This window comes from Corallococcus llansteffanensis (assembly GCF_003612055.1).
GTDB lineage: Bacteria > Myxococcota > Myxococcia > Myxococcales > Myxococcaceae > Corallococcus > Corallococcus llansteffanensis.
This window is the reverse complement of sequence record NZ_RAWB01000001.1, coordinates 1-20,352: the sequence shown is the minus strand read 5'-3', so window position 1 is coordinate 20,352 and position 20,352 is coordinate 1. Positions and strand designations below refer to the sequence as shown.

The following is a 20,352-nucleotide window of genomic DNA, read 5'->3' as shown; positions in this document are numbered from 1 at the left end:
GCTGGATGATGTAGCTTGTCATGCGGCGGAAGCACGAGTGGCGGAACTGGCAGACGCAGCGGACTTAAAATCCGCTGACCCGCAAGGGTCGTCCGGGTTCGATCCCCGGCTCGTGCACTCCTAACCGGTCAGGCGCCTTGAGGATTTTTAACTGGGTCGCGCCATGTGCCCCTGGTCCGTGACCTCAATGCCTGAGGTACCTGCACCGGAGCCGGGCGGGCGCGCATCTTGGCGGCCAACCCGGCTCGGCGGTCGACGCGGACTTTCTCAGGAGGACTGCCGGACTTCTGAGACCGTCGCGAGCCGCGCGGGCAGCTCTCGTAGGTAGGCTCGGAGCTACGCCGCCGCTTCGCGAGCCCTTCGAGGGTCGGAGCCTCGAAGAAACCGCGCAATGGCAGCTCGACCTGGAAAGTGCTCCGGATCGGGGAGAGCGCCTGGGTGGTGAGCAAGGAGTGGCCGCCCAGCGCGAAGAAGTCATCGGTCACGCCCACTCGTGGGACTCGCAGCACTTCGGCCAGGAGTGCCGCCAGCCATGCCTCCATGTCCTGGTGCGGGGGCACGTACTGACTCGCGGCCTGCACGTCCGGTTCCGGCAGGGCCTTGTGGGTCACCTTGCCTTTGATGGTGAGTGGCAGGGCCTCCATCCGCATGAATGACGATGGCACCATGTACTCGGGCAACCGCCGGCCCAGCTCCGCCTTGAGCGCGGCGGTCTCCAGGGCAAAGCCGGCACGGGGCACGAGGTAGGCGACCCGCCATTCAGCAGTACCTTCTCCCCGCGCGGCCACCACAGCCTGTTTCACGGCGGGCTGCTGGAGAAGCACGGCCTCCACTTCGCCTGGCTCGATGTGGAAGCCGCGGACCTTCACCTGAGCCTCCGCACGCTGGAGGTACTCGAGCTGGCCGGTGGCCTTCCAGCGCACCTGATCGCCGGTGCGATAGAGCCGCGCTCCGGGGAGACCACTGAAGGCATCCGGGATGAATCGTTCGGCGTCCAGCTCCGGATGATGCAGGTAGCCGCGGGCCACCTGGAGCCCACCGATGTAGAACTCCCCTGGAACGTCGACGGGCACCAGTTGCAGTGACGCATCCAGCACGTAGACGGGCACCCCGGCCAATGCTCGGCGCGTCCGGAGAGGAATGCAGCGCGCAGACCGTGGCGTCCACGGTGCACTCCGTGGGGCCGTAGACGTTGAAGAAGCGGATGGAGGCTCGGGTCTGGGGGCGTGCCCGCCGGGGGGCTACCTGGACCGGCGCGGCAGACACGCCCTTCCATGCGGTGCCAAGCCTGGGAGTGACGCACCGAGGAAGGAGGGCAGGGAACGGGGACACGTCGGACCGGCGGCCCGGGCAACGTCGTGCCCCGGCCCTCGCCGGCGTCCTGCCCGCGGCCGTCAGGGACTGGCTGCCTGTGCCTGGAAGAAACGGTCGATAAGAGCCGTCACCAGTTCCGGCTTCTCATACACGCCGTAATGCGTGCCACTCGGCAGCTCGGCATAGTCCGCCTTCGGCAACCGGGCGGCGATTGCCTTCGACATGCCGGCGGCGGAGATCTGGTCATTCTGACCGGCCAGGAGCAGGACGGGCACGTCCACCCCCGCGAGCGACGGGGCAATGTCGTGGGACAGATAGTCGATAACCTGGTGGCTGTAGTGGGTGGTGCTCTCCATGCTGCTGAAGGGCTCGACGATGGCGGCCTTGAGCTCGCGCCCCCCCGCCACCCCGTCCAGCGGCGAGACCGCGTCCTTCCTTCCAGGCACCACCCCGGTGAGCAGCGCGCGCATCGAGTTCATCATCGTCGAGGCAAGCGCGGGCCGCTGCACCACCATCTCGCAGAGCTTGAGCATGGTCTGCTCGAAGGGTGTTTCGTGCTGCTCGAGCCCCGGAATCGACTTGTACGCCCCGTTCATCAGCACCAGGGAGGAGGCAATCGGCCTGCGCCTGAAGAACTCGATGCCCACCTTGGCGCCGCTGCACCAAGTGACCATCCGGCACCGCGAGACGCCCTCATTCGCCAGGATGAGGTCGAGATCCTCCACCTGGTTGCGCAGGGTGCGGACGGGGCCGTAGGTACCGCGAGGCTTCCAGCAGATGACCCGGTAGCTCTTCGAGAAGTGCTCGATGAGTCCGCGCAAGGTCAGCAGCCCCAGGCCTAGCGCGTTGATGAGGACGAGCACCGGTCCCTGTGTCTCCGAGACGAAATACTCAAGCCTGCTGCCGTCCGCGCACATGGCGGTGCGCGGAGCCAGCGCTACCGCCACGCCGGTCGTGGCGGGCTGCGGCTCGTTCCTGAGCATGGGCTCGGGCTGCGACGGGGGCGGCCGCGCGAGCTCCACGCCCGCAGGCCTCCCGGAGATGGACGGGTTGACGGTGTCGCTCATGGCTCTCTCACGGCTGTCAGTCACAGGTGTGCACGGCTACCGCCACCGGGGCTCAGATCCACTCGCCTGCGGTGGTCTGCTCGTTCTGGATGGCACCGGTCGTCAGAGTCGACTTCGGCTCGAAGAGGATGACGTGGGCCTCCTCGTCCGCGATGGGCTTGTGCCGCACCCCCCGGGGGACAATCGTGAGATCGCCCTCTTGGAGTACCAGTTCCCGGTCCTCAAGCATGATGCGCAGCGTGCCCTTCACCACGAGGAACAGCTCGTCCTCGTGGTCGTGCTGATGCCAGATGAACTCGCCCTTGAGCTTCGTCAGCTTGACGTACTGGCCGTTCAGCTCTCCGACGATCTTGGGGCTCCAGTGGTCGTTGAACAGCTCGAACTTGCTTTTGACATTGACTGTATTCACACACACCCCGCTGTTCTTCGGTGGGAGGACGGCCGCATTGGCTGGCTTTGCCTGGGAAGGCGACAGGCTCAACTCCTGCTGAAGGGCTCTCCGCGCATGTTGTGGGTGCGGATCCTGTTGTACCCGTACTCATCCCTGCCGGAGACGAGGACCGCCCCGTAGTTCTCAAGCGAGATCTTCCCTCCGAACTCCTCGATGCTCTCGGTGTCCGGGTAGACGCGCACCCGCGTGGGGACATACCGGGCGGCGTAACCCATGCGCATCTCGTCGGTCTCCGAGGCATTGGGGAACGATGAGTGCATCAGCGTCGACCAGAACATGACGGCCTGGCCGGGACGCATCACCATGGAGACGGCTTTGCTCTCGTCTGGCTTCCAATCGGGGTCAATCTGCAGCTGCCGGTAGTCGTACCCGAAGAAGCCACGCCGGAGGCCGTCCTTCTCAATGCCGATGTTCCTGTCCGGCGCGTACTTCATTCCCTTCGTCTCGTCGTAGTACCGGGTCTCGGCCCCGTGCGTGCCGGGGATGAACCGCAGGCACCCGTTCTTCTCGTGTGCCTCGGTGAACGCGGTCCAGATGGTGATGGTGCCGCCGAACTCCTCGCTCTCCGGCCAGACAAGCTGGGGCTTTCCGGAGGCATGGGCGAAGGTGTCCGCTTGGTGCCACTCGGTGCCTTCGTCACCCTTGTACTTGGGAAAGAACTCCGAGCGCCAGCACAGCAGGTCCGGCCCGAGGATGCGGTTCAACCGGTGGGAGATCTCCGGAAGGCAGACGTGCCGGCTGAGCACCGGCACATCGAGGTGCCGGTCGTAGTTGGCGATGCTGACCCGTGGCCCCACGTCGGGAGCCAGCTTGTAAGCGGCGTGGCTCCGATCAAAAAGCTGGCGGCGCACCTGCTTCCAGATGCGCGTCATCTCGTCCGGCTCGTAGATCGTGAACGGCCCGAAGTAGCCATTCTTGTGAAACGAAGCCAGCTCCGTGTCCGAGAGGTCGAAGCGAACGTTGTTCTCCACCACTGCCCTGGTTTCTGCGCTCATGATTGCTCCCGAATCAATCGTTCCGCGAGGCAACTCCCGGAGGACTCAATTGTCTACGCCGCGGACTGGCCGGTCGCGGCTTGCTTCGCAAGGAACTCGGCGAAGTGGCGGACGGTGGCCCCTTCCGCCCACACGGCCATGTCCAGGTCATGTCCCAGCTCGTCTCGGATGTAGAGCAGGACATTGATGGCGGCGACGGACGTCCCTCCCATGTCGAAGAAGTCATCGTCGACGCCGACGGTCTGGTTGCGAAGCACCTTGCGCCAGACCTGCTGCAGGGTTTCCTCCACCGTCGCGGCTGGGACGTTGGTGGAAGCCTCTTGCGCCGCCTCCGCGGGCGGGGGCAGGGCGCGGCGATCCATCTTCCCGTTCGCGTTGAGTGGCATGGCCTGCAGCGGGATGTACATGGATGGCCGCATGTGCTCAGGGAGCCCCCGGTCCGAGAGCTGCTTGAGCTCCTGGGTGAGCGTGTCGGCACAACCGCCATGGCCCGCGCCTGGGACGATGTAGGCCACCAGTCGCTTGTCGCCGGCCCCGAAGTCGTGCCCGACAATGGCCACGTCGGCGAGCGCGGGGTGCCGGCGAAGGTGGTTCTCCACCTCGCCCGGCTCGATGCGGAAGCCGCGGATCTTAATCTGTTCGTCGACGCGGCCGAGGTACCACAGGCCGTCATCCCGTTGGATGGCGAGGTCGCCAGAGCGGTACAGCCGGGAGCCGTGGCTTTCGAGGAAGCGCTGCCGGTTCAGTTCCGGGCGGCGGAGGTAGCCGCGGGCCACGCCCGCGCCGCCGACATGGATCTCACCGGGCGTTCCCCGGGGAACCGGAGTTCCTCGCTCGTCCAGCAGTTGCACCGTGAGGTCGGCGATGGGCACGCCGATGGGCGTCTCTCCGACGGGGGCCTGCATCTCGAGGTCGGAACGGGTGATGGGACGGAAAGTGACGAAGACGGTTGTCTCCGTGATGCCATAGCCGTTGATGAGCCGCGGCCGCTCGTCTCCATGGCGCTCCATCCAACCGCGGAGCGAAGCAGGGGATAGCGCCTCGCCTCCGAAGATGATCAAACGCAGCGACAGTGGCCTGTCATTGCGCCGGCCCTCCTCCTCCCGGGAGAGCTGCAGAAACGCGGACGGCGTCTGGCTGAGCACGGTGACCCTGGCATCCGCCAGCAGGTCGTAGAAGGCGTGCGGCGAGCGGGCAACCTCTTGTGGTACCACGACGAGCTGGCCGCCATACAGGAGGGCTCCCCACATCTCCCAGACGGAGAAGTCAAAGCCGAATGAGTGGAAGAGGGTCCACACATCGGTGTGGTCGAAGCCGAAGGCGGAGTGCGAGGACTCGAAGAGCCGCACCACGTGCCGGTGCTCCACGAGGACGCCCTTGGGGCGGCCCGTCGAGCCCGAGGTATAGATGACGTAGGCGGGGTTGCTGGGCGTGGCGCCGCGAGGCAGGTCCGTTTCGGGCGCGCCCGTGAGGCCACCGTCCTGGTCCAGGCAGAGGAGTTGCTCCGGCTGGCGCTGCAGCCGGACCGCGAATGCACTGCGCGTCACGATGAGCGAGGCCTCGCTGTCCTCCAGCAGCAGGGCGAGCCGCTCGTCGGGATAGGCGGGATCCAGGGGGACGTACGCCGCGCCAGCCTTCAGGATTCCGATGAGCCCGCACACCAGGTCGAGGGAGCGCTCAAGGCAGAGGCCGACCAGCATCTCGGGGCCGGCCCCCATCGCCCGGAGCCGATGGGCGATACGGTTCGCCCGGGCATTGAGCTGCGAATAGGTATAGCTCTCGCTCCCGAGACTGATGGCCACGGCGTCAGGAGAGCGGCGCGCCTGGGCCTCAAAGATTTCGTGGATGCATTGGCCAGACCAGGACTGATGCATGTCGTATCTCCCGCAGGCGTGTGTTTTGAGTCTGGAACGGCAATGCCGGTACGGATACTGCTGTGATTGACTGGGCTGACGAGTTCCGTTCGCGTAGCCGGGACGGAGAGCACATCGCGCTGCGATGCCGCGAGGCCTTCGACCGACTGCTCTGCAATGCGACGGGAGGCGTGGGGTGATGTTGTGAAGAATGCGGACTCAGGGACCGCAGTTCACCTTGGCGCCTCTATACTGTCAGTGGATTCGCTGTCAATGCGTTCTATCCCTTATATCCAGCGATGTCCACTATTTGAAGCTCCGTCATGTCTTGAATGGTCAGCGCTGGCTTCTGGGCGGGCCGGCCTCGCGGACGCTCCGGCCATGGCTGGCACACCTGGTGGATTATTCTCCATCCAGCTCAGCGAATTCCCTCACGGGGAAGGGAGCGGAGGTTGCTGAGACGCTCGACGATGGGGATGCCGGCCCCGAGCAGCCGCGTGTGCGCGGGCGGGCGGGGTCGCTGGTGTCATCCACGCCCCAGAAGTCCACGCCGACGAGCGCAGGCCTGGCGCGCAGCAGGAGTTCGATGGAGGCAGGCGGCAGGGAGGGACCGGACTTGTAGGAGTCAGGGGTGGTCCACCGGGTGTCCCGGGACGTCTGCACAAGCACCGCCTTGCCCTGGAGGCTGGACTCGGGGGCTGGAGGTCGATGGCACGCGAGGCCGGAACCTGGGCGGTGAGGACGGCTCCTGACAGGCTCGCGACGCGCTCCAGGGCCACCCTGGCGATGTCCGCGGCCCCGGGATGGCGATAGAAGGGACTGTCGAGATAGGTGCCGGTATTACAGTCCATCTCGATGGGGCCCAGGTAGAACTCCGCCTGGTGCTGGTACTTGAGGCGGAAGGCCTCATGGTCGAGCCTGGCGCCAGTCTTCGGGTCCGACAGCTCCGGGTAGGGCGGGCGAACTCGACCCCGTCTTCACGCCGCTGCACCAGGTCAGGATGCGGCAGTCCTGGACCCCATGTACCCGTGGCGGATGAAGAACTCCGCGAGCAGCCGGCCATCACGGCGCGCTGTCTCGGGAACAAGGAATAGCGAGTGCCCCAGCAGCAGCGCCGAGAAGAGCTGCTGCACCGATGGGAAGGGATGGCTGGAGTGTCAAGTGCACTGCACATCGAATCCCGCAGGGCCGCACTGAACGGTTGTAGGGGCGACCGTGCGCGTTCCTGGTTACGATCCGGGGCATGACGGGTCCGCAAACGAGAACCTGTGCGGCATGTCAGCGCGTCCTGGCTCCCCACGAGGTGTATTACCGCTTCAGCCTGGTGCTGGAAGGGGAGCAGGACCTGCTCGACCCTTCCTCTGAAGTGGACGGCGGACGCGGGGATGCGCTCGCGGAGCTCGTCCAGCGGCTGGAGGCCGGATCCGAGGACCCCAGCGAGCTGGAGGCTCAGGTGCACTGGGAGCGCACCGGGGTGGCGTGCGCCGAGTGCCGCTCCGTGGCGGTCCGGATGCTCACCCCCGCCGCGGAGGACGCCGGACCGCACTGAGGGCCGGAGCTATTGCTTCATCACCCCGGCGGACTTCAACAGCTTCACCATCTCCCTGGCCTGCTGGAGGCCCTTGGCCTCCAGGGCGAGCAGTTGCTGGCCCAGCTTCGGGGTGTACGCATCCAGCAGTGCGCGCCTCAGCGCCTCCTGGTCGGAGCCCCACTGTTCCAGCGCCTGGGGCAGGAACTTCGCCGCTCGCGGATCCTTCAGGCGCACCAGCGCCGCGGTGGCGGCCGCCTGCGCGTCAGGGCAACGCTGCGCAATCGCATACGCTGTCTCCGCCGCCTTCTTCGTCCCCAGATACCCCAGCAGCGACATCTCGTTCTGTCCGCTGCTGTTCCGGCAGAACAGCAGCCGGTCGAGGGCGGCCTTCGCGTCTGGATTTCCCTGGCGCATGGCGGCCTCGACTTCCTCGCGGCTCCAGTAGCCCCTCTCTTCCTTCCAGGTCACCTTCAGCGGCACGTCGTGGCCCGCGTTGACCAGCTCCGCCGCTGCACGGTTGCGCTTGAACTCCGGGAGGTGCTCCAGGTCGCGCGCCGCCCGTTGCCCCGCGGCCTGCCGCAGGCGCCAATCACTTTGCAGGTGCGTGGCCACGGGTTGCACCAGCGAATCGACATGCTTCCCCCGGGTCACCAGGGCGTCATAGGCCGCCAATGCACACGCCGGGCTCAGCGAGACCTCGTCGCCGTTCGCACGCTGCACATTCACCTGCATCACCTCCCCGGAGGACGACCAGCCCCCGGCCGTGGATTGCTCCGTGGCCAGCTCGTCCACCAGGGTCGGCTCCAACTCGGCGGGCTCCACGCACCGCAGGGGGGCTCGCACGTCCTCGGCCTGTTCGGCCAGGTACTTTGCCTCGACGCGCAGCGCCTCCACCGAGCCATCGCCGCGCTTCTCCGCCGTGCGCGTGAAGCAGTTCGCCAAGGAGCCTGCCCACATCCGCAGCCACGGCTCTGGCTCCTTGCGCATCGCCGCCAGGGCTTGCACCTGGAGCTCGGGCGACCGCGTCACCGCCGCCAGCGCGAGGCCCCGATCGAAAGGGTCCTCTGACGTCTGGACCCGTCGCCGCAAGGCGTCGTCCTTCATCAGCAGGCGCCCCGCGAGCTCCGCGGCCATTCCGGGAAGCCGGGGCCCGTTCGAGCCCCTCATCATCGCCATGGAGCGGTAGTGCATCATCTCCACACAGGTGGGGAGCGGGCCCGCGGCGGCCATCACCTGCGCCCGTCCTCCGACTCGCGCCAGCTTCGACAGCACGCCATACGCAGTGGCTCCACCCTGGAGCAGCACGGACTCCGCGGCGGCCCGGGGCGCCGGGGTGGAGCCTTCCAATGCGAAGGCGGCTTTCCACATCGTGGCTTCATCGGGAGCGGGAGGTGCTCCGGCGAGGGCAAGCGCCGCGAGCAATGCGGTGAGGGAGGGCATGGTTCACCTGAAGTGGGTGGGGCAGGGTGAACCAGTCTCGCCTAGATTGCAGTGCTCGCGCACCCATGACGCCCCCGGGCGTCCGGGGGCATCGCTGGGGAGGGCCTTCGCGGTCGTCAGTTGATCCGCATCGCGAACTTGCCCAGGTGGTGTTTGAGCACCTCCTGCTGTGCCTTGGCGGCCTCCTCCATCGCGTAGATGCGACCGATCTCCAGATGGAAGGGGCCCGCTTCGACGAGGTTGTTGAGCCGCTGCAGGACTTCCGGGTGGGCGTTGCCATCGTAGGTGATGAGCTTGACGCCCTCGGGGCCTTTCGGGGGAGGCATCACGCCGTTCGGGTGCGCGATGCGCCCTTCCTTGCGGAGGTGTTTGAGCGCGGCTTCGCAGGTGTCCCCGCTCGCCAGCACCAGCGCGGCATCGAGTCCGTTCGGGGCGAACTCACGGCAGGCCTTGTCCACGTCTCCCTGGCGGCCCTCGACGACCGCGTCCGCGCCGAGCCGACGGGCAAGCTCCACCCCGTCCTCGCCCGAAGCGACCGCCAGCACCTTGGCTCCCAGCCGCTTGGCGAACTGCAATGCGAGGTGTCCCACGCCGCCGCTGGCTCCGAAGATGATCAGGCGTTGGCCTGCCTTGAGCTGGAGATGATCCTCCAGGCCCTGCAGCGCGGTGATGCCATCCGCCGCGAGTGCCGCTGCCTGCTCAATCTTCAGGCCCTTGGGAATCCGTGCCGCCTGCCGCGCCTTCACCACGGTGTACTGCGCGTAGAAGCCGCCCTTGGCGCTGTTGAACGCGGTGCCGTAGACGCGGTCGCCCTCCTTGAAGTCCTGCACGGCCTTGCCCACGGCGACCACCTCTCCCGCGCCGTCGGTGCCGGGCACGTAGGGGAAGCGCGGGCCGCCTTCAACGAACCCGGCCATCTGTCCTTCCCGCTCCATGAAATCCCAGGCGCCGATTCCGGCGGCCTCGACGCGGACGAGGAGCTCGTCGTCACCACAGGTGGGAACAGACACGGTCTTGATGCCGAGAACCTCGGGGCCGCCAAACTGGTCGAGCGCCGCGGCTTTCATCTTGTCGGGAATGGATGGGGGCACGGTGTAACTCCTTTCGGGTGAAGCCAGACTCCCCGAGACGATGCGCACTCCCGGCGTGCGCGTCAGGCGCGGCTTCCTTCACGCCCGTGCCCGAGCGGCCGTGCCTCCGTTCGCCTTCCGGGTCCTCAGTTCAGCAGCTGCATGAGGTCCGCTCGCGTGAGGGCGGCGCCTCCTCCCGAGGCACCGCCGAGCGCCGCTTCGAAGAGGGCGCGCTTCTTGTCCTGGAGGAGGAGGATCTTCTCCTCCACCGTGCCCTGGGACACCATCCGGTACACCATCACCGGCCGCTGCTGCCCGATGCGGTGCGCTCGGTCCGCCGCCTGCGCCTCCACGGACGGGTTCCACCAGGGGTCCACCAGGAAGACGTGATCCGCCGCGGTGAGGTTGAGCCCCGTGGCGCCGGCCTTCAGTGAGATGAGCATCACCGGGGGGCCCTTCTCGTCCTGGAAGGACGCGGCCACCGCGCCCCGGTTCGCCGTGCCGCCGTCCAACCGGATGAACCCGATGCCCGCTTCCTTCAGCGCGGGCTCGATGAGGTCCAACATCGACGTCCACTGCGAGAACACGAGCGCCTTGTGTCCGTCCTCCGCCGCCGTGCCGAGCGCCTCCACCAGCGCCTGCACCTTCGAGGACGTCTTCGCCTGCTGCCCCGGCACCAGCGCGGGATGGCAGGCCGCCTGCCGCAGCCGCAGCAGGGCCTCCAGCGCCTTCAGCACGCTGCCGCCCTCCTCGAGCTGGGACACCACCTCCTCGCGCGTCGCGGCGTGGACCGCGTCGTAGACGGCGCGCTCCTGCTCGGTGAGCGTGACGTGCCGCACGGCCTCGGTGCGCGGCGGCAGGTCGGGGGCCACGTCGCGCTTGAGCCTGCGCAGCACGAACGGACGGATCCGCGCGCGAAGCTGCTCGGCGGCCCCCTTCTGGTTCTCCGACACCGGCCGGGACCAGCGCTCCTCGAACGCCTTGCGTCCGCCCAGGAGCCCCCGGTTGGTGAAGTGCATCAGGCTCCACAGCTCCTCGAGCCGGTTCTCGATGGGCGTGCCGCTGAGCGCCAGCCGGAAGCCCGCGTCCAGCTCGAAGGCCGCTCGCGCGACCTGGCTGTCCGGGTTCTTGATGGCCTGGGCCTCGTCCAGCACCACGGTGTCCCACGTCTTCGCGCCCAGGATCGCCGCGTCCAGGCGCAGCAGCGCGTAGGTGGTGAGCGTCACGTCGGCCGTCTCATCCAGGGTCCGGCCGACGCCGTGGTAGACGGCCACCTTCAGCGACGGACGGAAGCGCTTCACCTCCGCCTCCCAGTTGGGCAGCACGCTCGTGGGCGCCACGACGAGGGTTCCCGGGCCCAGCGTGCAGATGGTCTGCAGCGTCTTGCCCAGGCCCATGTCGTCCGCGAGCACGCCTCCCAGCCCCGCCTGCCGCAGGAAGGTGAGCCAGCTCACGCCCTGCAACTGGTAGGGGCGCAGCGTCGCGGTGAGGTCCTTTGGAAGACGCGGCTCGGGGAGCTTCTCGAAGCCCTGCACCAGGGGCGCGAGTCGCTCCAGGCCGGGCGGGGCAGGGTGCTCCAGCGCGTCGCACAGCCCGGTGAGCTGGGGGATGGCGTGGTTCGCGATGCGCCCGTCCGTCTCGCGCGCGGCGAGCAGGTCCGTCACGCGCTGCCCGTGGGCCTTCAGCCAGCCCGTGGGAAGCGGCGCCCATCCGCCGCCCTCCAGCGGCACCAGCCCCAGTCCCTCTTCCCAGGCCTTCATCACCGCGCCGGCGTCCACCGAGCGCGTCACGCCGAGCCCCAGGCCCTCGACCTGGAAGTCGAGCGAGAAGCCCACGCGGGGCACGCCGGCCTCGGTGGTGGTCGTGTCCAGCGTGAGCGTGGGCCGGAGCTTCACGTCGGGGCTGACCACGCCCGCCGCGTCCCCCGTGAGGCCTCCGCGCCAGCGCCGCAGCTTGTCCGCGAGCTGCACCGCGTCCTTGCCGTGGACCGTCACGCGCCGGCCCGGCGCCATGTTCAGCTCGTCCCGCAGCTGGTGGATGAGCTTCGTCTCGGTGGCCTCGTCGCGCACGGGCGCGGCGCCCTGGAGATACACCATGCGCCCGTTGTCGATGCGCGCGGTGGGTGGTGAGCCGTACACCAGCGTGGGCAGCACGGAGAGCCCGGCGTCGAGCTTGTCGAGCTCCAGCGAGATGCGCGGCTTGAGCGTCCGGTCGATGGGCGGCAGCCGCCGGCTCTTCACGTCCACCGGCATGCGCCGCGCGAAGTCCGGCAGCACCTTGCCCGTCAGATCCGCCAGCTGATCCGGCGAGAAGACGCGCTCCTGCGGCAGGTTCTCCAGCCGCGCGCCGGTGAGGGTCTGTTCGCCCAGCCGGCAGAGCGTGCCCGCGCAGAGCGCGACGCCGGGGCTGACCAGCTCGGTGATGCGCGGATCCTTCTCCACCTTGAGCACCGTCTGCTCGCCACGGTCCTCCACGGTGACGCGCGGGAGGAGGGGCTCGTTCGAGACGGACACCAGCACGCCGTCGAAGAGCACGGTGCGCGCCTTCTCCAGCACGTGGAGCAGGGCGTCCAGCCGGCTCGTGGGGAGCGCGCCCTTCGTGGGTTGCGCCAGCAGCTTGTCCGCGAGCAGGTCGCAGGGCTCCACCTGGATGCGCGCTGCCTCCACGGGGTTGTTCAAGAGGGACGTCAGGCTGCGGGCCAGCAGGCGCGCGGTGTTGTCCGGTCGCACCACCAGGCGCTCCAGCTGGAGGCCTCCGTCCACGCGCTTGAAGCGGTACACCATGCGCTCCGGCTTCGGCGCGGTGCCTGGACGCGCGGCGGTCGGAGCAGGGCCTGCGCGGGCAGGGGGCGGCACGCGGCGGCCTTCGGCCTGGTGGAGGAAGAAGGCGGCCGCGACCACGTGCTCACACGGGTCGTGCTTGCCTCGGCAGTCGCACTCCCAGATCTCGTCCTCCGGATAGAGCACGGACTTCACGGGCGCGGGACGACCTGGGACGCGCACGCGCACCACGGTCTCTTCCTCACCGACGGAGAGCACCGAGACGGCGCCCGCGCGAGCGAGGGCCATGCCGGCAGACCAGGTATCCGGGCGGGTCTCTTCCCGGATGGCATCGAGCAGTTCCGCGAGCGCCGACATACGAGGACCGGTTCCCTAGTCCCCCGTCGCGATCCACGCAACACCGCTGCGGGAGTGGAGGACACCCACACCCGGAGTTCCAGTGGAAGCCCCGCGCTGTGACGCGGACCGATACACCACCCCGCTCCCCTGTAACCCTCCCCGCTACAACCGCCCGGACCGCCGTGTCACCCGGTCCTGCTCCTCCGAGCGGAGCCGGGCTGTCGCGGTGCGTGGCGTGGCAGGTGCAAGGCGCTCCGGCTCCCCCGTTGCGAACGAAGCAAGCCGTCTTTGGGTTGGGTTTCGAGGAAGCTTCCGGATGCGCGTGCCCTGGTCCATTGCTGGCATCTCCGCTGGAGCGCTGCTCGTCGGCGCCGCGTGGGCTACCGTCGTCCGTCGCCCCGAACCCCTCGTCCTGGGGGCCCTGGCCCCCGTCGTCCTTCCCGAGGTGGAGCGCTCCGGCGGCGCCACCACGGTGGCGGATCCGGGCCGCAACGCCTTCGGGCGCGCGCCCATGAACATGCCTCACTCGCGCTGGCCGGACTTCCATGCCGGCAAGGGCGTCTTCGACCGCGACTGGAGTGAGGCCCGCAGGGGCCCCGTCCTCGTGGGCCCGCTCTTCAGCGCCTCCTCCTGCATGACCTGCCACGTGAAGGACGGCCGCGGTCAGCCACCGGCCTCCCCCTCCGAGGCGCCCGTCTCGCTGGTGTTCCAGTTGAGCGCGCCCGAGGGCGTGGGTCCCCATCCGCTGTACGGCGACCAGCTCGACGCGCATGCCCTCGAAGGCCACGTGCCCGAGGGCCACGTCCGCGTCGACTTCGAGGAGACGCGCGGCACGTTCGCCACCGGCGAGCCGTATTCGCTCGTGCGCCCGCGCTACCAGTTCCAGGGGCTCGTCCATGGCCCCCTGGGCGACGGTGCCCCCGTGTCCGCCCGCGTGTCGCCCGTGAACTTCGGACTGGGGCTGCTGGAGGCCCTGCCCGAAGCAGCCATCCTCGCCCGGGCCGACCCCGAGGACCGCGACCACGACGGCATCTCTGGCCGCGCCAACCAGGTGCTGGACGTGGAGACCGGCGCCACCCGCCTGGGCCGCTTCGGGTGGAAGGCCAACCAGCCCACGCTGCGCCAGCAGGTGGCGCATGCGCTCGTCGCGGACATGGGGCTCACCACGACCCTGTATCCCCGTGAGCAGGGCCGGGACGCGCCCGGTGGGCCGGAGGTGTCCGCGGACGACCTGGACCTGCTGATGATCTACATGCGCCTCTTGGCCGTGCCGAAGCGGCGCGACTGGGAGGCCCCCGACGTGCAGCGCGGCCACGCCGTGTTCCGCGCCATCGGATGTGCGGCCTGCCACATCGACACGCCCCAGGAGACAGGGACCGTGGAGGGCTTCGACGAGGTGTCCGGTCAGGTCATCTACACCTACACGGATCTGCTGCTGCACGACCTGGGCGAGGACCTGGCGGACGGGCGTCCGGATGGGCTCGCCAGTGGCAGTGAGTGGCGCACGCCGCCCCTGTGGGGAATCGGGCTGGTGGAGGTCGTCAACAAGCACACGCGCTTCCTGCACGACGGCCGGGCGCGCAACCTGGAGGAGGCTGTGCTCTGGCACGGGGGCGAGGCGGCCCCGGCGCAGTCGCGCTACGTGCGGCTGCCCCGGGAGGACCGGGCCGCGCTGCTCGCGTTCCTGAAGTCGCTCTGAGCGGACGGGGCAGAGCCCCTGGCCCCCCGTCCGACGGGCGGCCAGGAAGCCCGTCGCCTGGAGGAGACTTCCGTTGTCCTGGCCCCTGAAACGGTGGACGGGCCAAAGCCTTGGGCTAGCGTGCAGCCCCCCTTCATGCAGCCCCACGCTCCCATCCCCGATGACGCCCCCGCCGTCCCGCTCGCGGTCGACCTGGACGGCACGCTGGTGCGCACGGACACCCTGCACGAGAACCTGCTCGTGCTCCTCAAGCACGCGCCGTGGTGGCTGCTGCTGGCGCCGCTGTGGGTGCTCCGGGGCAAGGCCTTCTTCAAGGCGGAGGTCGCCCGCCACGCGGCGCTGGACGTCACCTCGCTGCCCTACAACGCGGACGTGCTCACCTTCCTGCGCGAGGAGCATGCGCGGGGGCGGAGGCTCGTGCTGACCACGGCGGCGGACCGGCGCATCGCCGACGCGGTGGCCGCGCACCTGGGCCTCTTCAGCGACGTGCTCGCGAGCGAGGCCGGCGTGAACCTGTCCGGCGCGCGGAAGCTCGCGCGGCTGCGGGAGGTGCTGGGCACGTTCGACTACGCGGGCAACGACGCGGTGGACCTGGCGCTGTGGCGCGAGTGCCGGGAGGTCGTGGTCGTGCATGCCCGGGCCGGGGTGCTGCGTCAGGCCCAGGGGCTGGGCCGCCCCGTGCACCGCGTGTTCGAGGCCCCCAAGGCCTCCTGGCGCGGCTGGGTGCGGGCGCTGCGGGTGCACCAGTGGGCGAAGAACGTGCTCGTCTTCGTGCCGCTCCTGGCCGCGCACAAGGCGACCCAGGGCGGCATGGCCCCGCGCGCGGTGCTCGCCTTCGTCGCCTTCAGCCTGTGCGCCTCCAGCGTGTACGTGCTCAACGATCTGCTGGACCTGGCGTCGGACCGGCGTCACCCCACCAAGTCCCGGCGCCCCTTCGCGTCGGGCGAGCTGTCGGTGCGCGCGGGCGTGGTGCTGGCGCCGCTGCTCCTGGGGCTCGCGGCGGTGGTGGTGGTGCTGGGGACGCTGCCCCTGTCGTTCGCCGCGCTCCTGGGCGCGTACTTCGTGCTCACGCTCGCGTACTCGCTGCGGCTCAAGCAGGTGATGATGCTGGACGTGCTGGTGCTAGCGGGCCTGTACACCGTGCGCATCTTCGGCGGCGCGTTGGCGGTGGGCGTGCCCACGTCGAGCTGGCTGTTGATGTTCAGCACCTTCCTCTTCCTGTCCCTGGCCCTCCTCAAACGCGTGAGCGAGGTGCGGCGGCTGCGGCAGTCCAACGAGCCGTCCGCCCATGGGCGCGGCTACCTGGCGCAGGACTACGAGCAGCTCGCGAGCCTGGGCGTGGCGGCGGGGCAGGTGTCCGTGCTGGTGCTCGCCCTCTACATCACCAGCAAGGAGGTCACCGCGCTGTATGGCCACCCGGAGCGGCTGTGGCTGCTCTGCCCGGTGATGCTGTACTGGGTGGGACGCATCTGGGTGCTGGCCCACCGGGGGCTCGTGAACGAGGACCCGCTCGTCTTCGCGCTCAAGGACCGTGTCAGCTACGTCGTCGGGCTCGTCGCGGCGCTGGTGCTGTGGGTGGCGACGTGAACGGAGCCTCGCGATGAGCCCGTCGGATTCCTGGGGGCGCTTCCCCCGCGTCGAGCAGCGGACGCGGTCGCTCGTCTGGCGCTCGGACGTGCTGCCTCAGGTCGACGGGCCCGTGCTGCCGCATGGCCTGGGCCGCAGCTATGGCGATTCGTGCCTCAACGCCGGGGGCACGGTGCTGCTCACCTCCGGGTTGGATCGGCTCATCGACTTCGATGCGGCGACGGGCGTGGTGCGCTGCGAGGCGGGCGTGTCGCTGGATACGCTCCTGCGGCTGTGCGTGCCGCGCGGCTGGTTCCTGCCGGTGACACCGGGCACGAAGTTCGTGACGGTGGGCGGCGCCATCGCCAATGACGTGCATGGCAAGAACCACCACCGCGCCGGCACGTTCGGCCGGCATGTGCGGCGCTTCGAACTGCTGCGCTCGGACGGCAGCCGCCGGATGTGCGCGCCCGACGAGAACCCCGACTGGTTCGGGGCGACGATTGGCGGCCTGGGGCTCACGGGGCTCATCACCTGGGCGGAGGTGCAGATGGCGCCCATCCGCAACCCCTTCGTGGTGCAGGAGACGGTGCCCTTCGACAACCTGGACGGGTTCCTGCGCGTGTCGGCGGAGTCCGAGGCCGACCACGACTTCACCATGTCGTGGGTGGACTGCCTGGCGCGGGGCAAGAAGCTGGGCCGGGGCCTGTTCTACCGGGGCAACTTCGCGCCGTCCCAGTTCGAGCGGCTGCCGCTCGCCAGGAGCCACCTGTCGCACGGCACCGGGCTCGCGGTGCCCATGGACCTGCCGGGCTTCTGCCTCAACCGGCTGTCGGTGTCCGCCTTCAACTTCCTGTACTACCACCGGCAGCGGGGCCGGCCGTCGCGGCAGCTGGTGCACTACGATCCGTTCTTCTACCCGCTCGACAGCGTGTACGGGTGGAACCGCATCTATGGCCGCCAGGGCTTCCTCCAGTTCCAGTGCGTGGTGCCCCACGCCACCGCGCGGGACGCGCTGAAGGAGCTGCTGGAGCGCAGCGCGCGGGGTGGGCTGCCCAGCTTCCTGTCCGTGCTCAAGACGTTCGGCGACCTGCCGTCGCCCGGGTGGATGTCCTTCCCGCGCCCCGGCTTCACGCTGGCCCTGGACTTCGCCAACCGGGGCGAGAAGACGTGGCGGCTCGTGGAGGAACTGGACCGCGTGACGCGCGAGGCAGGGGGCGCGGTGTATCCGGCCAAGGACGCGCGCATGAGCCCGGAGAGCTTCGCGGCGTACTTCCCCCAGCGTGAACGGTTCGCGGCGTACCTCGACCCGGCGTTCTCGTCCTCCTTCTGGCGCCGGGTGAATCCGGTGTCGCTGCCCCTGCCTTCACTGGAGGGGCGCGGCGACAGCGCGGTCCCTCCGGCCTCACTGCTCGCCCTTCGCTGACAGGCCCCTGGTCCCCATGAAGAAAGTCATCGTCCTCGGCGCCACGAGCGCCATCGCCCAGGCCACGGTGCGGCTGCTCGCCGCGCGCGGGGCCTCGCTGTACCTGGTGGGCCGCAACGCCGAGAACCTGGAGGCGGTGGCCCGTGACGCGGCCACGCGCGGCGCGCCCAAGGTGGAGTTCCGGGCGCTGGACCTGAACGACTGCGAGGCGCACGCGAGCCTCGTGGAGCGCGCGTGGCAGGCCCTGGGCGGCCTGGACGGGGCCGTGCTGGCGCATGGCGTGCTGGGAGACCAGGACGCGAGCCAGCGCTCGTGGGCGGCGGCGGAGGTGGTGCTGCGCACGAACTTCCTCAGCGCCGCGTCGCTGCTGACGGAGCTGGCCAACCGCTTCGAGGCGCAGAAGGCCGGCACGCTGGTGGTGATCTCCTCGGTGGCCGGAGACCGGGGCCGGCAGAGCAACTACGTGTATGGCGCGTCCAAGGGCGCGCTGACCGTGTTCCTCCAGGGCCTGCGCAACCGGCTGGCGAAGTCCGGCGTGGCGGTGGTGACGGTGAAGCCCGGCTTCGTGGACACACCGATGACGGCGCACGTGCCGAAGAACAAGCTCTTCGCCACGCCGGAGCAGGTGGCCAAGGGGCTGCTGCGCGCCGCCGATGCGCGGAAGAACGAGGTCTACGTGCCCGGCTTCTGGGCGCTCATCATGTTCATCATCCGGAGCATCCCGGAGCCGGTGTTCAAGAGGCTGAAGCTCTGACCATGATGCCCATGCTTCCGAATCCCGACGAGGCGCTCGGGACGGGCAACCCGCTCGTCATCACCGTGGACAACCTGCTCAGCGCCGAGGAGTGCCGCGCGCTGATCAAGCGCATCGAGGAGGCCGGGCCGACCGCGGCGCCCATCACCACGGCGGCGGGCTTCGTGATGCGCCCGGACATCCGCAACAACACGCGGGTGATGTTCGACGACGTCGGGCTGGCGATGCTGCTGTTCGAGCGCATCGCGCCCCACGTGCCGCTCCGGCTCGAGCGCGAGTGGGAGGCGTGCGGGGCGAACGAGCGGCTCCGCTGCTATCGCTACGAGGCGGGCCAGTACTTCGCGCCGCACTTCGACGGCGCGTTCGTGCGCCACCGCGATGAGCGCAGCCTGCTCACCTTCATGGTGTATCTGAATGACTGCCCGCATGGGGGCGCGACGAACTTCCTCAATCTCGGGCGCTCCGTGACGCCGAGCGCGGGCACCGCCCTGCTGTTCAATCACCACCTGTTTCACGAAGGCGCGGTGGTCACCGCGGGCCTCAAGTACGCGCTTCGCACGGACCTCATGTATCGGCGCGCTGGGACGTAGCCGCGCCGCTTTTCGGAGGTTCGTCCCGGTTCGCGGGCCGCGGGCTTGGGTTTCCGCGATGGAGTCCCCCGCGTCTGTAGGGCCAGACGCGGGGGCAAGACGGCTTCAGCTTCCCGTGGATTCCCGTGGGGCAATGGCAGACACGCGGGCGAGGGCTTCGCGCAGGCGTTCGAGGACGGGCTCGAGGTGCGGGTCCTGCATCAGCGCGTGGTGGCTGCCAGGGACATCGAGGACCTCCAGGCCGCCGCGCACCAGGCCTTCCCAGCCGCGGTGACGCGGGAGGGGCGTGCTGCCGGGCGCGGACTCGCTGGCGCTGAGCAGCAGGGCGGTGCCGTCGTAGGGCTTGGGCACGTAGTGCTCCAGGGCGAGCAGGTTGGCCTGGAAGACGCGGAAGAGGGCGCGCAGCTGGGCGGGGCCCGACTGGGTGTCGAGGATGCGGGCCCGGAGGCCTTCTTCCAGCAGGGCGCCGAGCATCGCGTCGTCGTCGCCCTGGGCCAGGGCTTCGTCTGACAGCGTCGGAGTCTGAGCGAAGGCGGAGGCCGTGGCGTGGGCGAAGGCGATGCGTGCCCTCACATGGGGGGTGTACTTCGCGGAGGGCTTCGTCAGGCCGGGGGCGTGCGCGTCCACGAGGGCGAGCAGGTCCACCGCTTCGCCCGCTTCGCGCAGCCTGCGGGCCATCTCGTAGGCGACGACGCCGCCCATGGACCAGCCGCCGAGGAGGTAGGGGCCTCGCGGCTGCACCGTGCGCACGGCGTCGAGGTAGAGGGCCGCCATCTCCTCAATGGACTCCGCGACGGGGCGTCCGTCCAGGCCGCGGGACTGGAGGCCGTAGACGGGCTGGGAGGGGCCCAGCCTTCGCGCCAGCTCACCGTAGGCGAGGACGTTGCCGCCACCCGGGTGGACGAAGAAGAGCGGGCGTTGGCCTGGCTCTCCCTTCTCCAGGGGCACCAGGGGCGTCCACTCCTGGGCGTCCTCTCGCAGCACCTTGGCGAGGTGCTCGATGGTGGGCTGCTGGAAGAGGACGGCCAGTGGCAGGCTCTGGCCCAGGCGCTCACGCACGGCGGCCACCATGCGCACGGCGAGCAGCGAGTGGCCGCCCAACTCGAAGAAGCTGGTGCGCACGCCCACGGAGCGCAGGCCCAGGACGTCCTCCCAGATGCGGGCGAGCTGCATCTCCAGCGCGTCGCGTGGGGCGACGAAGTCCTTCGCCTCGGCTTCACGCGTGTCCGCTTCGGGCAGGGCCTTGCGGTCCACCTTGCCGTTGGCGTTGAGAGGCAGGGCGTCCAGCACCAGTACCGTGCTGGGCACCATGTACTCGGGCAGGTGTTGCTTGAGGCCTGCCTTGAGGGTGTCGGCGTCGAGGGCATGGCCTTCGCGTGCGGTGACGTAGCCGACGAGGCGCTTGTCCCCGTCGCTTCCACGGGCGACGACGACGGCCTCGTTGACGCCGGAGGCGGCGCGCAGGGCGGCTTCGACT

Annotated in this window: 16 protein-coding genes and 1 tRNA gene; 7 read left to right on the top strand and 10 right to left on the bottom strand. The window is 69.3% G+C overall.

Translation table 11 applies throughout. From position 1 onward, the window contains the following. The first annotated feature begins 31 nt into the window (after positions 1–31). A tRNA-Leu gene (locus D7V93_RS00085) sits at positions 32–117 on the top strand. A gap of 11 nt (positions 118–128) precedes the next feature. Here D7V93_RS00085 and D7V93_RS00080 read toward each other — a convergent pair. The 6 genes from D7V93_RS00080 to D7V93_RS47845 form a co-directional block, all read right to left on the bottom strand. After that, the gene (locus D7V93_RS00080; protein ID WP_147450972.1) at positions 129–1,109 is read right to left on the bottom strand and encodes a phosphopantetheine-binding protein; all 981 of its coding nucleotides are present in this window, start codon (positions 1,107–1,109) and stop codon (positions 129–131) included. A 285-nt stretch (positions 1,110–1,394) separates the two neighbouring features. Further along, on the bottom strand, positions 1,395–2,381 hold the full coding sequence (locus D7V93_RS00075) for an alpha/beta fold hydrolase (RefSeq protein ID WP_120641358.1): 987 nt from the start codon (positions 2,379–2,381) through the stop codon (positions 1,395–1,397). A 52-nt stretch (positions 2,382–2,433) separates the two neighbouring features. Beyond that, entirely contained in the window at positions 2,434–2,790 is a 357-nt protein-coding gene (locus tag D7V93_RS00070; protein ID WP_120641383.1) for a cupin domain-containing protein, read from the bottom strand. Between the two features lie 68 nt (positions 2,791–2,858). Beyond that, a complete protein-coding gene (locus tag D7V93_RS00065; RefSeq protein WP_120641357.1) occupies positions 2,859–3,827 on the bottom strand; it encodes a chlorinating enzyme in 969 nt (322 codons plus the stop codon). Positions 3,828–3,880: 53 nt separating this feature from the next. Then, entirely contained in the window at positions 3,881–5,701 is a 1,821-nt protein-coding gene (locus tag D7V93_RS00060) for an amino acid adenylation domain-containing protein (protein WP_120641356.1), read from the bottom strand. Between the two features lie 381 nt (positions 5,702–6,082). Further along, on the bottom strand, positions 6,083–6,349 hold the full coding sequence (locus tag D7V93_RS47845) for a hypothetical protein (RefSeq protein ID WP_120641355.1): 267 nt from the start codon (positions 6,347–6,349) through the stop codon (positions 6,083–6,085). Positions 6,350–6,923: 574 nt separating this feature from the next. Between D7V93_RS47845 and D7V93_RS00050 the strand changes: the two genes are divergently transcribed. Further along, on the top strand, positions 6,924–7,229 hold the full coding sequence (locus tag D7V93_RS00050) for a hypothetical protein (protein WP_120641354.1): 306 nt from the start codon (positions 6,924–6,926) through the stop codon (positions 7,227–7,229). Positions 7,230–7,238: 9 nt separating this feature from the next. Here D7V93_RS00050 and D7V93_RS00045 read toward each other — a convergent pair whose 3' ends face one another. The 3 genes from D7V93_RS00045 to D7V93_RS00035 form a co-directional block, all read right to left on the bottom strand. Next, positions 7,239–8,651 (bottom strand): hypothetical protein, encoded by a 1,413-nt coding sequence (locus tag D7V93_RS00045; protein ID WP_147450971.1) that lies wholly within the window; start codon positions 8,649–8,651, stop codon positions 7,239–7,241. A gap of 116 nt (positions 8,652–8,767) precedes the next feature. Then, complete coding sequence (locus tag D7V93_RS00040; RefSeq protein WP_208722870.1) at positions 8,768–9,742, bottom strand: NADP-dependent oxidoreductase; 975 nt, start codon at positions 9,740–9,742, stop codon at positions 8,768–8,770. 125 nt (positions 9,743–9,867) lie between these two features. Continuing rightward, the gene (locus D7V93_RS00035) at positions 9,868–12,858 is read right to left on the bottom strand and encodes a DEAD/DEAH box helicase (protein ID WP_120641351.1); all 2,991 of its coding nucleotides are present in this window, start codon (positions 12,856–12,858) and stop codon (positions 9,868–9,870) included. Positions 12,859–13,156: 298 nt separating this feature from the next. On the opposite strand from D7V93_RS00035, the gene D7V93_RS00030 reads away from it, so the two are divergent. The 5 genes from D7V93_RS00030 (at position 13,157) to D7V93_RS00010 (ending at position 18,875) form a co-directional block, all read left to right on the top strand. Next, positions 13,157–14,539, top strand: coding sequence for a di-heme oxidoreductase family protein (locus D7V93_RS00030; RefSeq protein WP_120641350.1), 1,383 nt, complete (start codon positions 13,157–13,159; stop codon positions 14,537–14,539). Between the two features lie 135 nt (positions 14,540–14,674). Next, on the top strand, positions 14,675–16,126 hold the full coding sequence (locus D7V93_RS00025) for a UbiA family prenyltransferase (RefSeq protein ID WP_120641382.1): 1,452 nt from the start codon (positions 14,675–14,677) through the stop codon (positions 16,124–16,126). A 13-nt stretch (positions 16,127–16,139) separates the two neighbouring features. Continuing rightward, positions 16,140–17,531 (top strand): FAD-binding oxidoreductase, encoded by a 1,392-nt coding sequence (locus D7V93_RS00020; protein WP_120641349.1) that lies wholly within the window; start codon positions 16,140–16,142, stop codon positions 17,529–17,531. 16 nt (positions 17,532–17,547) lie between these two features. After that, positions 17,548–18,285: an SDR family oxidoreductase gene (locus D7V93_RS00015; RefSeq protein ID WP_120641348.1), complete on the top strand. Its 738-nt coding sequence runs from the start codon at positions 17,548–17,550 to the stop codon at positions 18,283–18,285. 2 nt (positions 18,286–18,287) lie between these two features. Then, positions 18,288–18,875: a 2OG-Fe(II) oxygenase gene (locus D7V93_RS00010; protein ID WP_120641347.1), complete on the top strand. Its 588-nt coding sequence runs from the start codon at positions 18,288–18,290 to the stop codon at positions 18,873–18,875. A gap of 105 nt (positions 18,876–18,980) precedes the next feature. Here D7V93_RS00010 and D7V93_RS00005 read toward each other — a convergent pair. Further along, the coding region (locus D7V93_RS00005) for an alpha/beta fold hydrolase (RefSeq protein ID WP_120641346.1) at positions 18,981–20,352 on the bottom strand (1,372 nt) is incomplete at its 5' end.